Source organism: Acinetobacter sp. 243_ASPC (assembly GCF_001054715.1).
GTDB lineage: Bacteria > Pseudomonadota > Gammaproteobacteria > Pseudomonadales > Moraxellaceae > Acinetobacter > Acinetobacter soli.
In genome coordinates this window covers 57,009-77,892 of sequence record NZ_JVOR01000071.1, presented here as the reverse complement: position 1 = coordinate 77,892, position 20,884 = coordinate 57,009, and the positions used below count along the sequence as shown (strand labels likewise).

Sequence of the window (20,884 nt, the reverse complement as noted above, 5' to 3'; positions counted from 1 at the left end):
TTAATTGTTGTTATTAGAATTTGAAGTCCATGCTGGAGCTTGCTTACTTAAGAAAGCGGTTAAGCCTTCCTTTGCCTCACTGCCTTGACGCACTTGCGCAATGTGGTGAGCAGTTTGTCGAAGTAATTGATTATCCATACTTTGATTGCTGACCATCTGAATCAGTTGCTTAGAAGCAGCTTGAGCATGTGGTCCGCCTAGCAATAAAGCATCAATGATCTCTTGAACTTTTTTATCTAAATCTTCCGCATCTGCAATTTCATGTGCCAAGCCAATTTGTTTTGCTGCATGCGCAGTAATACGTTCAGCAGTTAAAAAATAACGTGAAGCTTGTCGAGCGCCAATCGCACGAATCACGTATGGGCTAATCGTAGAAGGGGCAAGACCCAGTCGAACTTCGGAGGTTGCAAACTTTGCATCGGTACTAGCGATGCAAATATCACATGCAGATGCCAAACCCATCCCACCACCAAAAGCAATGCCATGAACACGTGCAATCGTTGGTTGTTTTAAAGTTGCAAGTGCTTCAAGCATCTGTGCAAGTTTTAAAGCATCAGCTTCATTTTCTTCGGCAGAAGCTTGACCCGCTTGTTTCATCCAGTTCAGATCTGCACCCGCTGAAAAGCTTTTACCACGACCCGCTAAAACCACAACCCGAATATCATCACGAATAGCAAGTTGCTTAAAACACCTATGCAATTCTTCAATCACCGTTGTATTGAAGGCATTGTGTAGTTCAGGGCGATTTAGCCACACATACGCCACTAAACCATGCTGTTCCAGTTGTAGAAATTGATAGCTCATAAACACCTCTTACATGCGGAACACGCCAAATTTAGTCGGTTGAATCGGTGCATTTAAAGCTGCTGCAAGGCTTAATCCCAGTACTTGTCGAGTTTGAGCTGGATCAATTACGCCATCATCCCACAAACGGGCAGAAGCATAGTAAGGATGCCCTTGGCGTTCATACTGATCACGAATTGGTTGTTTAAATTCATCTTCTTCTTGTGCTGACCATTCTGCGCCTTTTTGCTCGATCTGATCACGTTTCAAAGTCGAAAGTACGCTGGCTGCTTGCTCACCGCCCATGACGGATATACGTGAGTTTGGCCAAGTCCATAAGAAACGTGGAGAATAAGCACGTCCACACATACCATAGTTACCCGCACCAAACGAGCCACCAATGATGAGTGTGATTTTTGGCACATTTGCTGTTGCAACCGCCATCACCAGTTTTGCACCGTGCTTGGCAATTCCTTCATTTTCGTATTGGCGACCCACCATAAAGCCCGTGATATTTTGAATAAATAACAAGGGAATATTGCGTTGGGTACATAACTCAATAAAGTGCGCACCCTTTTGAGCCGACTCTGAAAATAGAATGCCATTATTGGCAATAATTCCTACAGGCATCCCGTAAAGTGATGCAAACCCTGTGATTAACGTGGAACCAAAACGAGCTTTAAACTCATCAAAACGAGAACCATCGACAATACGTGCAATCACTTCGCGTACATCAAATGGCTTACGCGCATCGCTAGGAACTACTCCATACAACTCTTTGGCATCGAACAAAGGTTCATCAATCTGCTTATTGAGTTCGTTTGTTTTTTTATTCAAATTGGCAATGATATTACGTGCAATCGCAATTGCATGTTCATCGTTTTCTGCCAAATGATCCGCAACACCTGAAAGACGCGTATGTACATCACCACCACCCAAATCTTCGCTACTTACGACTTCACCTGTTGCAGCCTTAACTAGAGGAGGACCACCCAAGAAAATAGTTCCTTGATCACGTACGATAATGGTTTCATCCGACATCGCAGGAACATAAGCACCACCAGCGGTACAGCTACCCATCACAACCGCAATTTGAGCAATTCCTTGGCTCGACATACGTGCTTGATTGTAGAAGATACGCCCGAAGTGATCACGATCAGGAAATACCTGATCCTGCATTGGTAAGTACGCACCACCTGAATCTACAAGATAAATACAAGGTAGGTGATTTTGTTCAGCAATTTCTTGAGCACGTAAATGCTTTTTAACCGTAAGCGGATAATACGTGCCACCTTTAACCGTTGCATCATTGGCAACGATCATGCAAGTTACACCATTAACCTGTCCAATACCCGCAATCACACCCGCAGCAGGAATATCATCTTCATAAACTTTATACGCAGCAAGTTGTCCGATTTCTAAAAAAGCTGTACCAACATCAATCAGTTGATCTATACGTTCACGTGGAAGCAATTTTCCACGTGCTAAATGCTTTTGACGTGCATTTTCTCCGCCACCTAATGCAATATTTTGGGCAACTTGTGTTAAATCATTAACCAAAGTCTGCATAGTTTGTTGGTTTGTTTTAAAGTCTTCACTTCGCACATTCACTTTGCTTTGTAATTGATTCATATGATGCATCCTGATTTATCGTTATTATTTGGTTTCATTAAACAATTCACGTCCGATCAACATACGACGAATTTCAGATGTGCCTGCACCAATTTCATAAAGTTTTGCATCACGCCATAAACGACCTGTAGGGAATTCATTGATATAGCCATTGCCACCTAAAGTTTGAATTGCTTCACCTGCCATCCATGTCGCTTTTTCGGCTGCATATAAAATGGCACTTGCGGCATCTTTACGTAAGCTACGGTCATGATCTGCTTTGTCGCAGGCTGTACCAACTGCATATACAAGCGCTTTGCAAGCCAGCCAAGTTGAATACATATCAGCAAGTTTTCCTTGCATCAGCTGGAACTCACCTAAAGCTTGTCCAAATTGTTCACGTTGATGTAAATAAGGAATCACAACATCCATGCAGGCGTCCATAATGCCAAGAGGGCCTGCGCTTAAAACTGCGCGCTCATAGTCCAAGCCACTCATCAGGACTTTGGCGCCATTACCGACACCACCCAACACGTTCTCAACCGGGACTTCTACATTATCAAAAAATAATGGATAGGTATTTGAGCCGCGCATACCAAGTTTGTCTAGATGATGACCATGACTAAAACCGTTCATGTCTTTTTCAACTAAAAAAGCAGTCATGCCTTTAGCGCCTGCATGTGAGTCAGTTTTTGCGTATACCACTAAAACATCAGCATCACCGCCATTGGTTATCCACATTTTGGAACCATTTAAAACGAAATGATCACCTTTATGTTCAGCACGTAATTTCATACTGACCACATCTGAACCCGCATTCGGTTCAGACATCGCCAAGGCACCGACATATTCACCAGAAATTAATTTCGGAAGATATTTCTGCTTTTGCTGCTCACTGCCGTTGCGATTGATTTGATTGATACATAGATTTGAGTGTGCGCCGTATGAAAGTCCAATTGCAGCTGAAGCACGAGAAATTTCTTGCATAACAATAATATGAGCAAGATAACCGAGGTTTGTGCCGCCGTATTCTTCAGAAACCGTTAGGCCTAATAAGCCCATATCACCGAACTTTTTCCATAAATGGCTCGGAAATTTATTGTCTTGATCTACTTGCTGAGCAATTGGTGCTATTTCTTTTGCACAAAATGCGGCAACTGAATCTTGAAGGGCAATCAATGTTTCATCCAGACCAAAATTCAAGCTACGTAGGTTCATTGTGTTCATCCTATTGATTATATTTGTTGTTCCATAAGCATTCTTGTTTGTGCTTAAGATATACCATACAATGAATTTTTGAAAAAGTGAATACAGATTCATAAAATGATTTACAATTCATTTTATTTGTTAGAGAATAAATCTTATGAACTATAAACGATCATCTTTAATGCAAGAACGGATGGAACAAAATCGTAAGTCGATTTTGAATTCAGCCAGAAAGTTAATTTCAGAAAGAGGGGTTAAAGACGCACAGATACAAACAATTGCTGAGCAAGCAGGTGTTTCGAGTGGGTTGGTTTATCGCTATTTTGATAATAAAAGTCAGGTGCTGATCGAAGTTTTGTCAGAAGCGATCAATACCGAATTGTTGGTGATTGATGCGATTACAGAAAGTGATCTAACGGCGGAGCAGAAGCTACATAAAGCGGTAACCACCTTTGTAAAAAGGGCACTAAACAGCCCTCAGCTTGCATATTCACTCATGTTCGAGCCTGTTGATTCATTGGTAGAGCATGAGCGTTTTCGTGTTAAGCAGTTGATTAAGCAGAGTATTATTAAAATACTCGCAGATGGAAATGCGAGTGGAGAGTTTGCATTGGAGGATTTAAACACCACAGCACTTTGTGTGGTTGGCGCGATGACTTATGTCGCCGTAGAACCTCTGGACCCAGCTCAAAATACAAAGTTCGATCAGCAACATAAAGACTATTTTTCAAAACAGATTGCTGATTTTTGTGTGAATGCCGTGAGGAAAAAATAGGAGATAAACAGTAGTAAAAAACAAAACAAGGCAGTTTGAAAAGTAGTTGCAGTAATAACAAGAGATGAAATCGGAACAGAATTAGAAAGAATCAAGGAGAATGATTCAATGCAACAACAACGGTTAAGCTATGCCTCTGGACCAAGTTCACAGCCCTTATTGGGAATGACGATTGGAGAAAAATTTGATCAAGCTTGTCAGCAATATGCCGATCAAGAAGCGATTGTAAGTGCACATCAGAACAGACGGTTGAGCTATAAAGAGCTACAGGATGAAGTGAATGCTTTTGCCTGTAGCTTGCTCCAGCTCGGTTTAAGGAAAGGCGATCGACTTGGTATCTGGTCACCAAACTGTGTGGAATGGACGATCACTCAGTTTGCAGCTTTTAAAGCAGGAATTATCCTAGTGAACTTAAATCCTGCCTACAAAAGCCATGAGTTAGAGTATGTCTTGAATAAAGTTTCCTGCAAAGGATTGGTCATCGCATCACAATTCAAAACGACTGATTATCAAGAATTTTTGACGCGAATTGCACCAGAAATTGTTGTCTGTACTGACAAAATGATTCATTCAGAGCGTCTGCCTTTCTTAAAATTTGTGATCAAAATTGATGAAAAACAGCATACAGGTATTCATCGTTTTAATGATCTAGTTGTTGCACCAAGTCAACAACAACTCGATCAATTACAATTAGCGACGCAGCAATTGCAATTTGATGAAACCATTAATATTCAATTTACATCAGGTACAACGGGTAATCCGAAAGGCACAATGCTTACTCATCATAACATTTTGAATAATGGTTATTTTGTAGGAGAGGGCATTGGTTTAACGCCACAAGATAAAGTGTGTATCTCAGTACCTTTATTTCACTGTTTCGGTATGGTTATGGGAAATCTGGCCTGTATCACACATGGTTCTACTATGGTATATCCATCAGCTGTTTTTAATCCATTAGAAACACTAAAGACCATTCACAACGAGCGTTGTACGGCAGCATACGGCGTACCCACCATGTTTATCGCCACTTTAGAGCATGAACAATTTAATGAATTTGACTTATCTAGCTTGCGCACAGGAATTATGGCGGGAAGCCCATGCCCACGTGAAATTATGCAGCGGGTGATTGATCGTATGCATATGTCAGAAATCACGATTTGCTATGGCATGACCGAGACTTCACCCGTAAGCGTACAAAGCTCCGTGAATGACACGATTGATAAACGTGTCAGTACGGTTGGACAAGTTCATCCTCATGTCGAAATCAAAATCGTAGATCCTGAAGGACAACTCGTACCACAAGGAACTTTAGGCGAATTATGCGTTAGAGGCTACTCGGTAATGGCTGGCTATTGGAGCGAAGAAGAAAAAACCCGTGAAGTCATTGATGCCGCAGGTTGGATGCATACAGGTGACATTGCGGAAATGGATGCTGAAGGGTTTGTCAAAATCAAAGGCCGTATTAAAGATGTGGTCATTCGTGGTGGAGAAAATCTATTTCCTAAAGAAATTGAGGACTTTTTATATACCCACCCTGCAATCTGTGATGTGCAAGTGATTGGCCTGCCTGATACGCGTTATGGTGAAGAACTATGCGCTTGTATTATTTTGCATGAACATCATCAGATTAATGAAGAAAGTATTCGTAGTTTCTGCAAGGAACACATTTCTCATAATAAAGTGCCACGCTACGTAAAATTCTTAAATGAATTTCCGATGACCGCATCGGGCAAAGCACAGAAGTTTAAGCTACAGGAAATCATGCGTGCTGAACTAAATTTAACTGGAAGCGTATTCGACTAAATGTGTTTTACACCATATAGAAAAACAGCATTTTAAAGTTATAAGGCAAAGGATCTTCGTCAATGGCAAAAGATTTTAATAGTCCAAAGATCGTTGAAGCATATGATGAACATATCCGTAAATTAATTCCCGGATATGAAATCATTCATCAACAAGTGGATGCCATTTTGCAGTCTGTACTTCAACCAACCGCACACATACTTATTGTTGGATGTGGAACAGGTTATGAGTTGGAATATTTACTCAATAAACATCCTGATTGGACATTTACTGCACTTGATCCTTCTTTAGCCATGCTTGAAATGGCAGAAACACGTGTTAAACACATGGGAAAGTCAGCTCAGGTACAGTTTGTACATGGCGATCATTCTACTTTAACTGAAGCTGCTGTTTTTGATGCTGCACTTTCTATTTTAGTCGCGCACTTTATTGCTGATGAACAAAAAAATGAATTTTATAGCAGTATCCATCGTTGCTTAAAAAGGAGTGGACTGTTATTGACCTATGATTTAATGCCTTGCAGCAACCCTCAGCATTTACAAGCTTTACGTTATTTATGTATGACTCAAGGCCTAACTGAATTGCAATGCCAGAAAATGTTAGATCGCATGGAAAATGACTTTTTCACTATTTCATTCAGTGAATATCAGCAACGACTCCAAGACATTGGTTTTGAAGACGTACATTCATACAGTCAAATCTTAATGTATCAGGGTTTGACTGCCAAAAAGGCAGAAATTTCCGAGTCTGCTTAAGCCCCATAACCAAAGAGACGCATTCATAATGAAAAAATGATGAGAAGAACAATTTAGATTTTATTTTTACCAAACGTTCAATTCAAAGTGACTTTCATAGTGATTGTGAGGTTCTTTTTGTCTAAATAAATTGCTATAGAAAATAATCAAAGGAGACTAAATAAATAAAAATCAAATGATTAGGTTTTAAAACAAGAAATGCGTTGCAGTCATCAAGTACTGCAAAGGATACAACGCAAACACAAAATGAACTTAAAAGCTAAAGTTCATGAAATAAGGAAATTGATTTTAATGAAAAGATTCATCTTCACAATTCGGCAAAGTGTTTTAGCGCTGTCTGTACTTGCTGCCATGTCTGGAAGTTATGCAGGCTCAGAAAGCGCAGAAATAGAAAAACTTCGCCAAGAAGTAAAAGAGTTGCGCGCAATGCAGCAAAATTCAGAAATAGAAAAACTTCGTCAAGAAGTAAAAGAATTGCGTGCAATACAGCAAAATTATGTTCAGCAAACTCCGCCTGCTCAGCCCGTTACTCAGGTCATGGTTGCACCTAAAACTGAACCTGTTCAATCCGCAATACCGAAATTATCACTCACCAAATCTGGTGCAGAGGTGAATTTATATGGATATTTGCGTGCAGATGCATCGTATCAAGCCAAAGGCGCATCAACGATGTACAACAATATCAGCGGCGTACCACTAGAAGGAACTGCTGAAGAAGCGCAACAAAAAGATCGCTTGCATACCACTGCAAATGTTTCTCGGATCGGTCTTAATTTTAAAACACCGACTGCTATGGGTGATGTCGGTGGAAAATTAGAAATGGACTTCTTTGGTAGTGCATCACGCGATCAATTCCGTATCCGCCATGCCTACTTAACTTTTGATAAATGGTTATTAGGTCAGACATGGTCAACGTTTATCGCACCTGAATATTACCCGGAAACGGTCGATGCGGCGACCTATGTAGGCGGGGCATTACAGCGCTCACCATTGGTTCGTTATAGTGACAATATTACGGCAAATACCAGCTTTGCTTTAGCAGTAGAAGATCCTAAATATACAACAAGCTCTGACCCCGATAATGAAATGCGTTTACCTGCCTTTGTTGGACGTATAAATCATAAGTTTGCCAATGGTTCTATGCTGTCAGGACGTAGCTTTGTCGCTGAAAAGAAAACCAGTCAAGATGAACAATGGGCTTGGGGTGTCGGGATTGGTGGAAAGTATCAGTTAACACCAAAAACTTTCCTCAAAGCAGACTATAACCATATTAAAGGTGACGGACGTTTCCTGTTATGGAGCAATAGCAGCTATGTAATTGATGATCAAAAACATATTCAAAGCAATGAGTTTGATTCAATTTCAGCAGGGATTACCCATCAATTTAATACTCAATTTCGCTCAACATTGGGTTATGGCTACATGAAAGCCAAGGACAACAATGCTTTTGCACGAATCAATCAAGACAACACAGCTCAAAATAAAGAACTATGGCAAAGCTGGATCAATGGCATGTACAAACCTTACAACCCAGTTACTTTGGGGATGGAATATGTCTACGGTGAACGTGAAACCTTTGATGGTCGCACAGGGACGGATAATCGCATCAATATAATGGCGATTTATGATTTTAATACCAATAAAGCCTTGAATAACAGTGTTTTTTTTAAGTTGCATTATGTCGTTTTAAATATTAATTAGGAATTTATCTCATTGAGGAGATGCAGGATGACAACATCTACAGTTAATGTAAATGCAGTAATTGATCAAGCAAAATTTACACCTTTTCACTGGAGTATTTTACTTTGGTGCTTAATGATTATTATTTTTGATGGTTACGATCTCGTCATTTATGGCGTAGTTTTACCCTTACTCATGCAGGAATGGTCTCTTACTTCTGTACAAGCAGGCATGCTCGCCAGTACGGCGTTATGCGGGATGATGTTTGGGGCAATGTCGTTTGGTGCTTTGGCAGATAAAATCGGACGCAAAAATGTTATTTTAATTTGTGTGACGTTCTTTAGTGGTTTTACTTTTTTAGGTGCATTTGCATCTAATCCTTATGAATTTGGTATTTTACGGTTTTTAGCAGGTTTAGGAATAGGCGGGGTGATGCCAAATCTCGTCGCACTCACATCAGAGTACGCACCCAAACGTATTCGCAGTACTTTAGTTGGCACAATGTTTAGTGGTTATGCCATCGGCGGCATTTTATCAGCACTGATCGGAAGTTATTTAGTTGAAAGTCAGGGTTGGCAAATCATGTTCTTGATTGCCGGTGTTCCTTTGATTTTATTACCTGTGATTTGGAAATTCTTGCCTGAATCTTTAACCTTTTTGGTTAAAACTGGCAAAACGGATCAAGCACATAGGATCATTCAAAAAATTTCACCTGAACAAAGCATCGGTATCAATACACGTTTAGTGCTGAATGAAGATCATGTTCTCACAGGCAGTTCTGTAAAAGGCTTATTTCAACAAGGACGTGCATTCAATACGCTTATGTTTTGGGTATTGTTCTTTATGTGCTTATTAATGGTATATGCACTAAGCAGTTGGTTGCCAAAACTTATGCTTGCAACAGGCTATTCACTCGGCAAGAGTATCTTATTCTTGTTTGCCCTAAATGTGGGTGCCATGATGGGTTCAATTGGTGGCGGCATTCTTTCAGACAAATTCCATTTAAAACCTGTAATTATGGGAATGCTGATGGCAGGTGTAGTGGCACTGATCGGCTTAGGATTTAACTCTCCAGCTTATGTTTTATATGGTTTAGTCACTGTGGCTGGTGCAGCGACGATTGGAACTTCAATCCTTCTTTATAGCTATGTTGCTCAATACTATCCATTAAGTGTTCGCTCAACTGGAATTGGCTGTGCTTCGGGTATAGGTCGAATTGGTGCGATTGTCGGTCCGATTTTGACGGGTCTGTTATTAACCTTGAACTTACCGCATACCATGAATTTTGTGATGATTTCTATCCCTGCAATGTTAGCAATCTGCGCAATATTAACTTTAAAACGTCATAAATTTGATGATGAGCAACAAGTACAAGAAGTAAAAACAAGTTTGAACGAATCAAGTAGTGCCTAACATACAATCACTTGATTGTTTTCCAAAGCATGAAAAGCACATTAGATATGCTGATGTGCTTTTTGTGATGCAAATACTCATTGGCCAGAAGAAAAACGACTTAAAACACTTTAACTTGATTATGAACTGACAATACACCAGAGGTTTTGAGTGGTGAAACCTACCCATAAACAGGTGAGTGGTAATCGTGCTGCAAAGATGGAAAAAGCATAGCCAAAATTATTTCGATTCAATACTATATAGCGCACATTTTCCTGTATCTCCCGCTATGCAATTTAGACATGATATCCAGATTTTAAGGGGCATCGCTGTGAGCCTCGTGGTGCTGTTTCATCTTGAGTTTTCTCAATTGGCCAGTGGTTTTCTTGGTGTCGATATCTTTTTTGTGATTAGCGGTTTCTTAATGGCCGTGTTGTATAAAACCGGCAATGTACACGACTTTTTTGAGCGCCGTGCAAAGCGCTTACTACCAAGCTATTTTGCTGTGGTGATCGGTACGCTGTTGGCATCTATGCTGCTGTTGCTTCCATCAGAAATGATACAAGTCGAAAAGCAGGCTTTTTTTAGTCTCTTTTTTGCCAATAATTTAAGCTTTTGGACGCTCAATACCTATTTCGACAAAAGTAATTTTAAACCCTTACTGCATTTTTGGTCGCTGGGTGTCGAAATACAGTTCTATTTATTTGTGCCATTATTGGTTTGGTTTTTCAATAAAAATCGGGCTTTGCTTCTCTTAACCACGCTGATCTCATTGGGCTTATGTATATACGAAGTCGGTATATCACCTAAAACTTCATTCTTTATGATGCCACTTCGGCTTTGGGAGTTCTTGATTGGTTTTATGGTTGCCAAGTACTTCACAGAGCAAGGTAACTTAAAATACAACCAATCCTGGATCGGATTAATTGGTTTATGTTTGCTGGTTGCAATTCCCTTTATGCATGTCAACGGTAACAGTTTTAACCGTATCGAAGCACATCCTAGTTTGTTTGCTTTACTTGTTTGCCTCGCAACCGCTGTTATTTTAGTGTTTGGCTTACCCAAGTTTTTAATCAATTCACCCATAGCTAAAATTTTTGTCCATCTTGGCAAATATTCTTATTCTATTTATTTGGTGCATTTTCCTGTGATTGTTTTGTACTTGTACAAGCCTTTTTCAGGAACCATCATGCACCCTGCAAATATTCAGGAGCAAGTCACGCTCTTGATATTGATCATGCTTTTGTCTGTGCTGCTTTACAAATTGATCGAAACGCGGAAATATCATCACATCTTCAAAGTTTATATCATTGGATGTATTACAGTACTCGGGTTGATCGGTTGCTCGAAAGTCATTTACCAAACTCAGTATACACAAGTCGAAAAAAACATATTTTCTGGTCTAACTGATCGCTCTGTGTATCGATGCGGTCTTTTCTTCCCGATTATTCACCCCAACACACTCACTTGTCGTATTAATACCGACGAACAAAAGCAATCTGTGGTGTTGTTAGGCAATAGCCATTCAGATTCAATCAAGAACGTCTTTGCCGATATTGCAGTACAGCGTGGATTCAATACCTATTTATTCGCGGTCAATGATCCGATGACACGAGAGATTTTGCCTCCAGAGGCTATTATTCAAGAAACTTTAAGACGCCATGCAAAATGGATTTTTATTCACTATAAGGTCGATACCTTAAACCCAAACAAACTAGATCGTCTTGCTGAACTAGCAGCAAAGCATCAGATTCGTTTGAGCCTGATTATGCCTGTTCCGGTGTATGAGCATGGCAATTACTATTATAAATCAATCCCGGCCACACTTTACTATGGGCGCAGTTCTCATATCACTGAACAAGATTATCTTAAACGTAATCAGGCGTTGATACAGCAGGCCAAGCAACTCGAAGCTCGATATCCTAATTTTCAAACCTTACCAGTCGTTCAGACGTTTTGTACACCTGTATGTCAGATCAGCACAGCAGACAAACGTCCGTATTATTTTGATGATGACCATCTCACGCTTACAGGAAGCCAGTTGATGGTTCCTGTCATTCGTCAAGCATTTGAATCTTCAAGGTAATAGTCGAGATAGAAGTACAAGTTAAGATGGGTACTAGATGACTAGATAGTTACTGGCATATGCCATAGATCACAACAGGATTTTTAACGCAATATATTCTATATTAGGATCAACGATATTACAGATATTGCTGCTATGAAATGGGAAGAAATCGGTAAACAGCCGTGTTCAATAGCCAGAACACTGTCCGTGATTGGGGATCGATGGACGCTGTTAATCTTGCGCAATGCCTTTTTAGGAATTCGTCGTTTTGAAGATTTTCAAAAAAGCTTGGGTGTCACTCGCCATTTACTTACGGAACGTTTGATAAATCTAGTAGATGCAGAGATTTTGGTTAAAGTACCGTACACCGCGTCGAATAAACGTTTTGAATATAAACTTACCGAGAAAGGACTCGATTTATACCCAATCCTGATGAGCATGGCACAATGGGGAAATACTTGGATGGATCAAGGTCACGGCGCACCTATAGATTATATTCATAAAGAATGTGGTCATGTGTTTAAACCCGTTTTGGTTTGTTCGCATTGTAAAATTCCACTTCGTGCGAAGCACGTCCAACCAGTGCCTGGAAAAGGATTTGTGCCGGTAATCAGTCGAACTGGCACATGATCAACTTAACCAACGCTTTAAAGCTTATTTTGGATGATGTCTTTCATGTATCAATTGATCTGATGCTTTGGATTGCATAGCCAGATCGCGTATACTATGCAGCCTGTTTACGTTATGTTTTGCTACACGCGATTTCATGTCATCACTTGCTTCTTATTTTCAGCAACGTCAGTTTTGTGTTTTGGTCGAATACCTAACGTCATTGACACCATATCATCCGCTTCAAACTGAAATTGCCGGTTATCCCACCGTAATGGCACTTGCAGATCGTGTTCATTCAGACCATGATCTTGCACCCTTAGACGCGAGTCGTACATATGATTCTGCTGTGGAAAAATTGCTGCATTTTTCCGGCAAAGATCGTGATATACAAGATTTCGAAGCTTTTCTTGCACAAGCAAAAGCTGCCAATATTCAAAATCTGCTGTTATTAAGTGGAGATAAGCTCAAATCGCACAGCGACGGCACCGATGGTCGACCCCGTACACGCTACTTAGAGTCTGTAAATGCCGTGGCTGCCGCTCAACATGTTGGTGGTTTTCATATCGGTGTTGCGCTTAATCCATTTAAATATGTCGAGGCAGAGCGCGATGCGCAGTATTTAAAACTCCATAAAAAACTCAAAGCGGGTGCAGATTTCATCATTACCCAACTCGGCTACGACATTAAAGCACTTCAACAGGCCAAAGCATTTTTAACCAGCCATGATTACGCTCAAAAGATTGTGGCCTGTGTGATGCCTTTAACATTGGCGCGAGCCAATTACATGATCAAGCATAAAGTGGCGGGTATTGTAATTACACCGCATATGCTGAATGTACTTAAATATGAAAAACAAACAGGACAGACAGCCCATGTGTATGCACGCTGTGCATTACAGATATTAATTTGTGAGCAACTGGGTTTTGCAGGTGTTCATTTGTCTGCCTGCCATAAGCCAGATGAACAAGCACGCCTAGCTGAATATATTGAAGAGTATCGTCATTTGGATCTGGCTGCGCTAGAGCAGCATTATAAACGCTTATGGCATATTCAAACGGGGCTTGAGTTACAGCCCGAGCGCTTACCAAGTGCACGAAAGCCGAGTCGCCTTGAGGTGGTGAAGTATCGTCATTTGCAATTTATGCACGATGCCTTGTTTATGTCTAAGCCGGCTAAAAACGCTGGACGTTTTATTTTTAAGGCAGCCTTTTGGAATACGCATCTAATGACCAAGATGTTACTGAAAACTGAATCATTCAGTAAACATCGATTAGTTGGCTGTGAAAGCTGCGGTCAATGTCGTCTGGCCGATACACTCTATATCTGCCCTGAAACCTGCCCTAAAGGACTGGCCAATGGCCCATGTGGGGGCACCAGTCTGGATCGCTGTGAATTTGGCGATCGGGAGTGCATACATTCAGTCAAGGCGCGCTTAGCCAAGGCAGTAGAACAAACTCAAATTTTAAAAGATAAGCTGATTCCGACTGTTCCCATTGCAACACGTGGCAGTAGCTCTTGGAAAAACTGGTACTTGGCCGTAGAGGCTTAACCATAAGACTGAATCTAAAAATGTGTAAAATACCTTATAGTGTTGCACAAATAGTATTGTGCAAAAAATTGCTCAAAAATGCTTAAAAGTTTTAATTATGCGCAAATATATTCACATTAAATTGTTATTGTGATATTTTTGAGAAAATAATTGCTCATTTATAAAAATGAAAATACTCACATTACAGGCCTTGCTAAATACTCAGTGGTTAGATATTGCGACGCTTACATTGCTTCAGCCACAGCTTGGTGTAGCAGGAGCCTGTGAACTGGAATATGAACTCGACTATGCACTTCAGCATTTAGAGCAGCGCGATGAACATGCCTGTAGTCTCTCACTTCCTGTACAGTTGTTAATTAAACATGAATCTAAAAGCTGGTTTGGATTTCTAGACGATATTGTTCCATCGGGTGCAGCGCGCCGTTACTGGGTTAATTATCTCGATTTGCAACGTTTGCCTCAAACCGAGCAAGATAGCATCTTGCTTGAAAAAGGGGGAATTGCACCTGTTGGGAATTTACGCATTAAAGATGCGCTTGAGCCACTCAATCCAGATTCAACCTTACATCTTAGATACTTTACTGTAGCTGATGTTGCCGACCGCAATATCGACTTTTTAGAATATGCGCAGCAGATGGGCGCCATTAGTGGTGGTGCTACCGGTGCAGGTGGTGAAGCCCCCAAGCTTTTAATTCGCGTATCGCCTGAACAACAGGTCTGGATTGATACCTATCAACAAAACTTTGAGCAGCCAGATCAATACTATCTGGTTAAATTTCCAAGGAATAATCGCAGTGAAATTGATTGTAATATCTTAAGGGCAGAATATTATTACTATCGCGAATTATACGATTTGGGCTTCGATACCATTGACGTTAATCGCATGAAATTGATCGAAGGTCGTCAGTATCCGTCCTTATGGTTACCACGCTTTGACACCGAATGGCAAAATGAGTGCTGGCAACGGTATGGTCTTGAGTCAGTTTATTCAATACTTAATAAATCAGCTGGTAGCCATCTCAATCACTTTGAAGTCATTGAGCAGTTGTGTTCGATCTTAACTTCGATTGATCCAAATTTTGATGGCTCCGCTTTTGTGTGTGAGTGGTTACAGCGTGATTTACTCAATATTATTTTTGGTAATTCCGACAACCATGGACGAAATACCTCATTTTTAAAGAAATTTGGCAGCATCACATTGGCACCTATTTATGATTTTGCGCCGATGAAAGCCGATCCAGAACAAGTTGTTCGCTCGACAACGTGGGGAAGCCCATACGAAGAAGGCGGAGAATATCGCTGGGCACTGATTACGCAAAAACTGGCGCCGTGGTGCCCACCTGAACTTGCCTTTGAAACATTGCAGCGTTTGGCACACAAGCTCGTACACCTTAAGCAACGCTTGATCGATAAGGGCGTACCGCAGCAAATCGTGGATATGCCTGTTCTGTCATTTGACTATATTGAAGCGAAACTAAAACGTTGGGAGCTGCTATGAAGCCGAATACTCCAGCACAAGATCGTCAGCAGATCCTGATCGACCTATATACCCAGTATCTGTTGGGTAAAATTACCTTGGGGCAACTGTTAATGCATTTAAGAAAAAATGTATTGGGAGTCACCCAAGAACAATATGCCAAACTGGTGGGTATCAGCCGACGCACGCTCACCGATATCGAGCAGGATAAAGGTAAACTCACGCAATCGGTGTTAGATAAGGTTTTTAAGCCTTTAGGATTAAAAGCAGGTTTGGTGCCAACCCATGATCATGTGGTGAAAAAGATTGTTTCATCAGCAAATGAGTAAAAGACGATACTGATCTGGATACTCCATAGGAGCACGGTGAACACAAGGCAAAGCCTGCTGAGTTGGATGATCCACTGCCAAGCGCCAAAGATGACCTAAACCCAGATGAATCGGTTGAGCATTTGGCAGTTCGGCATAGTGCAAGTCAAAAAAATATTCTTCTAAAAATTGCTCAAACTCAGACGCTGGGCCATCATGAAGCTGCTTCAGTTTTTCACGTATTTCCGGAATGCTTACTTTCTGCTGTACTTGATGATTAGATATAATATCGCTGGCCGGACCATAGTACGTGCATAAGATGGTATCGGTTTCAATAGGTGAACGATCGACATGATATGAATATACATCGGTCGCAATAAAATCTAGCTCTTCGTCGCGTTCGTAACATTTAAGCAAGTTCAAGGTAGGTGATGCGCCCGCATTAGTTAATTGTTGTAAGTCATTTAAAATAAGCGTTCTTGCCAATTTCCCCTGAGTAGACAAATCCAATGCCCAAAGATCTTTAGGTGTCACTTCGGTGATATTGTCTTTCAGTTCAAGATGTTCAACAATTTCCTGAAAGTTACCTACCAATGCTCTGTGCCAGCAAACTGCATTCATTTCGCCGTGGAATCGAGTTTTCATTAGGTCTGCAAAATTGCTGACGACTTTAATTTGATCTATACCAGAAAATTCTGTGTTGATTTGAGGGTTTGGCAAGTGTTGGGCCATCTTGGATCACGTACATTTAAACTGGGATATAGTTTAAAGCATAAGTGGTAATCACGCTAAAGCTTTAACTTTTGGTCTCTATGGGTAAGCGAATGATAAATATTTTTTCTATTGTGTATCGTTAACTGAAAAGCACTAGGCAAAAGCCGATCCTTTCAGTTAAAACAATACAACTTCAATTGTTAAAATAAGGACTTTTCAATGTCTGCCTATGTTGTATTTACCCGTGAAAGCACCTCAGACGCTGAACAAATGGCACAGTATGCAGAAAAGGCACCACTTGCACGTGAAGGTCGTGATCTCACGCCGCTTGCGTTTTATGGCAAATTCGAAGTACTTGAAGGTAGTGATATTGAAGGTGCTGTGATTTTACGTTTTCCAGATATGGCAGCAGCACGTGAATGGTATAACAGTCCAGAGTATCAAGATGCGTTACAACATCGTCTTAAAGGGGCGAATTACCGCGTGTTTATTATTGAAGGTCTCAAAGAGCCAGTCTAATTCACTCTAATGAACAAGAAGCGCCCAATTAAGGCGCTTTTTTACGAATAGGGTCCGTCTGATTATCCGCCCATTAAAAGTTCTTGCTGTACATCTGCCTGCTTACGTAAAAAATCCCATACCAGCTTAATTCTAGGTTCGTGTTGTAAATCGACCAGCGTAAGCATCCAAAACGTATGAGAAAAACTTAACTGATCGCCCAGCACCTCCACCAATTCAGTTTTATCACGAACCAGAAACCTTGGCAAAATGGCCAGTCCAGCACCAGCACGCACTGCAATTTCCTGTGCTAAAATACTGTTACTGCGAAAACAAGCACTCACTTGCAGAGGTAAACGTTCTAACGAATACAACGCCGTGCTATACACCAGATCATCGATATAATCGACAAAACGATGCTGTCGTAAATCATCTAGCTTTTCAATAGGCGGATGTTGCTCTAAATAGTGCCGACTACCATAGAGCTTTAAACAGTAATTGGTGAGCCGGGTAATAATATATGGCCCAGATTTAGGGCGATCGATAGAAATGACAATATCCGCTTCACGATGTGAAAGTTTAATTGTTTTTGGTACCGGTATGAGATCGATGGTCAGTAACGGATAATGTTTTGAAAACTCAGCCAGTAAACCCGCCAGAAATGCCGTACCGAAACCTTCTGGTGCTCCAATACGCACCCGTCCCTGTAACGGGTCATGGCGTTTTTCTATCTGAATGAAAGATTGTTCCATCTGCTCCACACGTGGTACCAACGCCAAACCTTCAGAGGTAAGCTCATAACCAGTGGCTTCACGTTTAAACAGCTGTGTTCCTAAAGTGCTTTCTAGCGCCTGAATACGCCGTGCCACTGTACTGTGTTCAACCCCGATTAGACGAGCCGCATTGGTCAGTGTTTTCGCGCGTGCCAAAACTAAAAAAAAGCGTAAATGATCCCAATCTACTTTCATTTTTTATTTAACATCCTGTTAAATCCCTGTGCATATTTGCACAATCATCGTGCATCAATTTCTATTGGTGGTCAAAGTGTTCTTTGTTAGTCTGCTGAAACAGCGTAAAAAAATGCGTTAAAGAAGCCAGTAAAGGCGATTACAACGACAATAACAAACAAGCACGGAGCGATCATGAACGCGATTCATCATCCACAGCAAAGTACCGGATTCACCACAGCAAAACTACTGATCAATGGTGAATTTGTCGAGTCAACAACAAGCCATTGGCAAGATATTGTCAATCCAGCGACACAAGAAGTTTTAGGACGAGTGCCTTTTGCGACAGCCGAAGAAGTCAATGCTGCGATTGCAGCTGCACAAAATGCTTTGGCCAGTTGGCGCCAAACGCCTATTCAGGCACGTATGCGTATTATGCTCAAGCTGCAAGATCTGATTCGCAATAACTTAAAAAGTATTGCCCAAGTGTTGACAGCAGAACAAGGAAAAACTTTGGCTGATGCCGAAGGAGATATTCAGCGTGGTCTTGAAGTTGTCGAGCATGCTTGTTCGATTGGTACTTTGCAAATGGGAGAGTATATAGAGGGTGTTGCACGTGGTGTCGATACCTACACCGTACAGCAGCCGCTTGGTGTGTGTGCAGGGATTACACCCTTTAATTTCCCGGCCATGATTCCACTATGGATGTTTCCAATGGCGATTGTGTGTGGAAATACCTTTGTTTTAAAGCCTTCAGAACAAGATCCGTTATCAACCATGATGCTTGTAGAGCTGGCAATTGAAGCGGGTATTCCTGCTGGTGTACTGAATGTGGTGCATGGTGGTAAAGAAGTTGTCGATCTGCTGTGTACTCATCACGATATCAAAGCCATCTCTTTTGTGGGTTCGACTGCTGTAGGTACGCATGTCTATCAACTGGCTGGTCAGCATGGCAAACGTGTACAGTCGATGATGGGTGCAAAGAACCATGTTGTGGTCATGCCAGATGCCAATAAAGAACAAACATTAAATGCTTTAGTAGGTGCAGCGTTTGGTGCAGCAGGACAACGCTGTATGGCGCTTTCTGTGGCGATCATGGTAGGAGAAGCCCAGCATTGGGTTGACGAACTTGTCAATAAAGCTAAAACATTGAAAGTTAATGCCGGACATGAGCCGAATACCGATGTGGGGCCAGTCATTTCTACCCGTGCTAAAGCGCGTGTAATTGATCTGATCAATAGTGGCGTTGAACAAGGCGCAAAACTGTTACTGGACGGGCGTGATGTGCAGGTGTCTGGATATGAGCAGGGTAATTTTGTTGGCCCAACGATTTTTAATCAGGTCACCACCGATATGCGAATTTATCAGGAAGAAGTATTTGGCCCTGTACTTGCCATTATGCATGTTGATACGTTGGAACAGGCGATTGCACTGATCAATGCCAACCCTTTTGGTAATGGTGTTGGTCTATTTACTCAAAATGGCCATACAGCGCGTATATTTCAGCATCAGATTGATATCGGTCAGGTGGGCATTAATATTCCAATTCCTGTGCCAGTTCCTTTCTTCAGTTTTACTGGTTCACGTGGTTCAAAGCTTGGAGATTTAGGGCCTTACGGTAAACAGGCAGTACAGTTTTATACTCAAACCAAAACCATTACGAGCCGATGGTTTGAAGATGATCAAGAAACCAGTGGTGTAAATACAACGATTAGTTTGCGCTAAGGGGGATAGTATGAAGATCGCATTTATTGGTTTGGGGAATATGGGCGGTGCCATGGCACAAAATCTGCTCAAATCAGGTCATCAAGTGTTTGGTTATGATTTAAGTCAAACAGCGCTAGATCATTTTGCAGCAGCGGGTGGCATAGTCTGTGATCATCCGCAAGACGCTGCTCAGCATGCAGAAGTTGTGGTGACTATGTTGCCCGCAGCTAAACATGTTCGTGATGTTTATCTTGGTGAACACGGCATTTTGCAAGTACTTCAAGCCGGTAGTTTGTGTATCGACAGCAGTACGATCGATCCGCAAACAATTCAAGAGATTGCCGCCGCTGCTCAGGCTAAACAGATCCGAGTGTGTGATGCACCTGTATCGGGTGGTACCTTGGGCGCAAAAGATGGCACTTTGACTTTCATGATTGGTGCCGATGAAGCCACCTTTGAAGCGGTCAAGTTGCCTCTGAGCTGTATGGGTAAAAATCTGGTGCATTGTGGTGCTGTGGGAACAGGACAGGTCGCCAAAATCTGTAACAATCTGATTTTAGGCATTTCTATGACCGCCGTGGCAGAAGGGATGGCGCTCGGAGCAAAACTGGGTATGGATCCACAGGCGCTGGCCGGTGTGATCAATAGTTCAACTGGACGTTGCTGGAGCTCTGAAATCTATAATCCATGGCCAGATGTCTGCGCCAACGCGCCATCTTCACGTGGTTATACGGATGGTTTTGCCGCGCAACTGATGCTCAAGGATCTCGGCTTGGCAGTCGATGCCGCTCAACAGGCTGCGCAACCTGTGGTGCTGGGTAGCATGGTACAACAACTTTATCAAAAGTTATGTCAAGACGGTCATGCTCATCTGGACTTTTCCAGCATTATGCATCAATACACCACGCCACCCACTTAAAGCACACAATGATTCAATGAAGCAAGGATTCGCTTCATCAAAATAACTTGTCAGTAATAACGATAAACTCAGGCTGAGGT

The 20,884-nt window shown here is 41.5% G+C and carries 17 protein-coding genes and 1 pseudogene; 13 read left to right on the top strand and 5 right to left on the bottom strand.

What is annotated here, in order from left to right; all coding sequences use genetic code 11:
* From ADA42_RS07340 to ADA42_RS07330, 3 genes are read right to left on the bottom strand one after another with little or no spacing between them, the layout of a single operon-like run.
* Positions 1-804: an enoyl-CoA hydratase/isomerase family protein gene (locus ADA42_RS07340; RefSeq protein ID WP_004937562.1), complete on the bottom strand. Its 804-nt coding sequence runs from the start codon at positions 802-804 to the stop codon at positions 1-3.
* Between the two features lie 9 nt (positions 805-813).
* Entirely contained in the window at positions 814-2,415 is a 1,602-nt protein-coding gene (locus ADA42_RS07335; RefSeq protein WP_004937560.1) for a carboxyl transferase domain-containing protein, read from the bottom strand.
* A 24-nt stretch (positions 2,416-2,439) separates the two neighbouring features.
* Complete coding sequence (locus tag ADA42_RS07330; protein ID WP_004947336.1) at positions 2,440-3,612, bottom strand: isovaleryl-CoA dehydrogenase; 1,173 nt, start codon at positions 3,610-3,612, stop codon at positions 2,440-2,442.
* 145 nt (positions 3,613-3,757) lie between these two features.
* Between ADA42_RS07330 and ADA42_RS07325 the strand changes: the two genes are divergently transcribed.
* From ADA42_RS07325 to ADA42_RS07280, 10 genes and pseudogenes are all read left to right on the top strand, one after another.
* Positions 3,758-4,375 (top strand): TetR/AcrR family transcriptional regulator, encoded by a 618-nt coding sequence (locus ADA42_RS07325; protein ID WP_004947332.1) that lies wholly within the window; start codon positions 3,758-3,760, stop codon positions 4,373-4,375.
* 108 nt (positions 4,376-4,483) lie between these two features.
* Positions 4,484-6,178, top strand: coding sequence for an AMP-binding protein (locus tag ADA42_RS07320; protein ID WP_004947329.1), 1,695 nt, complete (start codon positions 4,484-4,486; stop codon positions 6,176-6,178).
* Between the two features lie 62 nt (positions 6,179-6,240).
* Positions 6,241-6,933, top strand: coding sequence for a class I SAM-dependent methyltransferase (locus tag ADA42_RS07315; RefSeq protein ID WP_048764399.1), 693 nt, complete (start codon positions 6,241-6,243; stop codon positions 6,931-6,933).
* A gap of 291 nt (positions 6,934-7,224) precedes the next feature.
* Positions 7,225-8,565 (top strand): annotated as a pseudogene (locus ADA42_RS07310) (DcaP family trimeric outer membrane transporter); the annotation flags it as partial.
* Positions 8,566-8,661: 96 nt separating this feature from the next.
* A complete protein-coding gene (locus tag ADA42_RS07305) occupies positions 8,662-10,026 on the top strand; it encodes an MFS transporter (protein WP_048764397.1) in 1,365 nt (454 codons plus the stop codon).
* A gap of 268 nt (positions 10,027-10,294) precedes the next feature.
* Entirely contained in the window at positions 10,295-12,091 is a 1,797-nt protein-coding gene (locus ADA42_RS07300; protein WP_048764396.1) for an acyltransferase family protein, read from the top strand.
* A gap of 135 nt (positions 12,092-12,226) precedes the next feature.
* On the top strand, positions 12,227-12,703 hold the full coding sequence (locus ADA42_RS07295; protein ID WP_048764394.1) for a winged helix-turn-helix transcriptional regulator: 477 nt from the start codon (positions 12,227-12,229) through the stop codon (positions 12,701-12,703).
* Between the two features lie 136 nt (positions 12,704-12,839).
* The gene (locus ADA42_RS07290) at positions 12,840-14,234 is read left to right on the top strand and encodes a methylenetetrahydrofolate reductase C-terminal domain-containing protein (protein ID WP_048764392.1); all 1,395 of its coding nucleotides are present in this window, start codon (positions 12,840-12,842) and stop codon (positions 14,232-14,234) included.
* Positions 14,235-14,400: 166 nt separating this feature from the next.
* Positions 14,401-15,732, top strand: coding sequence for a type II toxin-antitoxin system HipA family toxin (locus ADA42_RS07285; RefSeq protein ID WP_048764391.1), 1,332 nt, complete (start codon positions 14,401-14,403; stop codon positions 15,730-15,732).
* The gene (locus ADA42_RS07280; protein ID WP_004937522.1) at positions 15,729-16,040 is read left to right on the top strand and encodes a helix-turn-helix domain-containing protein; all 312 of its coding nucleotides are present in this window, start codon (positions 15,729-15,731) and stop codon (positions 16,038-16,040) included. The genes ADA42_RS07285 and ADA42_RS07280 overlap by 4 nt, the downstream gene beginning before the upstream one ends.
* Here the strand turns inward: ADA42_RS07280 and ADA42_RS07275 are convergent.
* On the bottom strand, positions 16,026-16,751 hold the full coding sequence (locus ADA42_RS07275) for a DUF1826 domain-containing protein (RefSeq protein ID WP_048764389.1): 726 nt from the start codon (positions 16,749-16,751) through the stop codon (positions 16,026-16,028). The genes ADA42_RS07280 and ADA42_RS07275 overlap by 15 nt on opposite strands.
* A 201-nt stretch (positions 16,752-16,952) precedes the next feature.
* On the opposite strand from ADA42_RS07275, the gene ADA42_RS07270 reads away from it, so the two are divergent.
* On the top strand, positions 16,953-17,252 hold the full coding sequence (locus tag ADA42_RS07270; protein ID WP_004947309.1) for a DUF1330 domain-containing protein: 300 nt from the start codon (positions 16,953-16,955) through the stop codon (positions 17,250-17,252).
* A gap of 62 nt (positions 17,253-17,314) precedes the next feature.
* Here the strand turns inward: ADA42_RS07270 and ADA42_RS07265 are convergent, their stop codons facing one another.
* Positions 17,315-18,199: a LysR family transcriptional regulator gene (locus ADA42_RS07265; protein ID WP_004947306.1), complete on the bottom strand. Its 885-nt coding sequence runs from the start codon at positions 18,197-18,199 to the stop codon at positions 17,315-17,317.
* Between the two features lie 174 nt (positions 18,200-18,373).
* On the opposite strand from ADA42_RS07265, the gene ADA42_RS07260 reads away from it, so the two are divergent.
* Positions 18,374-19,903, top strand: a complete 1,530-nt coding sequence (locus ADA42_RS07260; RefSeq protein WP_048764388.1) for a CoA-acylating methylmalonate-semialdehyde dehydrogenase — start codon at positions 18,374-18,376, stop codon at positions 19,901-19,903.
* Between the two features lie 10 nt (positions 19,904-19,913).
* Entirely contained in the window at positions 19,914-20,804 is an 891-nt protein-coding gene (mmsB, locus tag ADA42_RS07255) for a 3-hydroxyisobutyrate dehydrogenase (protein WP_048764385.1), read from the top strand.
* The last annotated feature ends 80 nt before the right edge of the window (positions 20,805-20,884 follow it).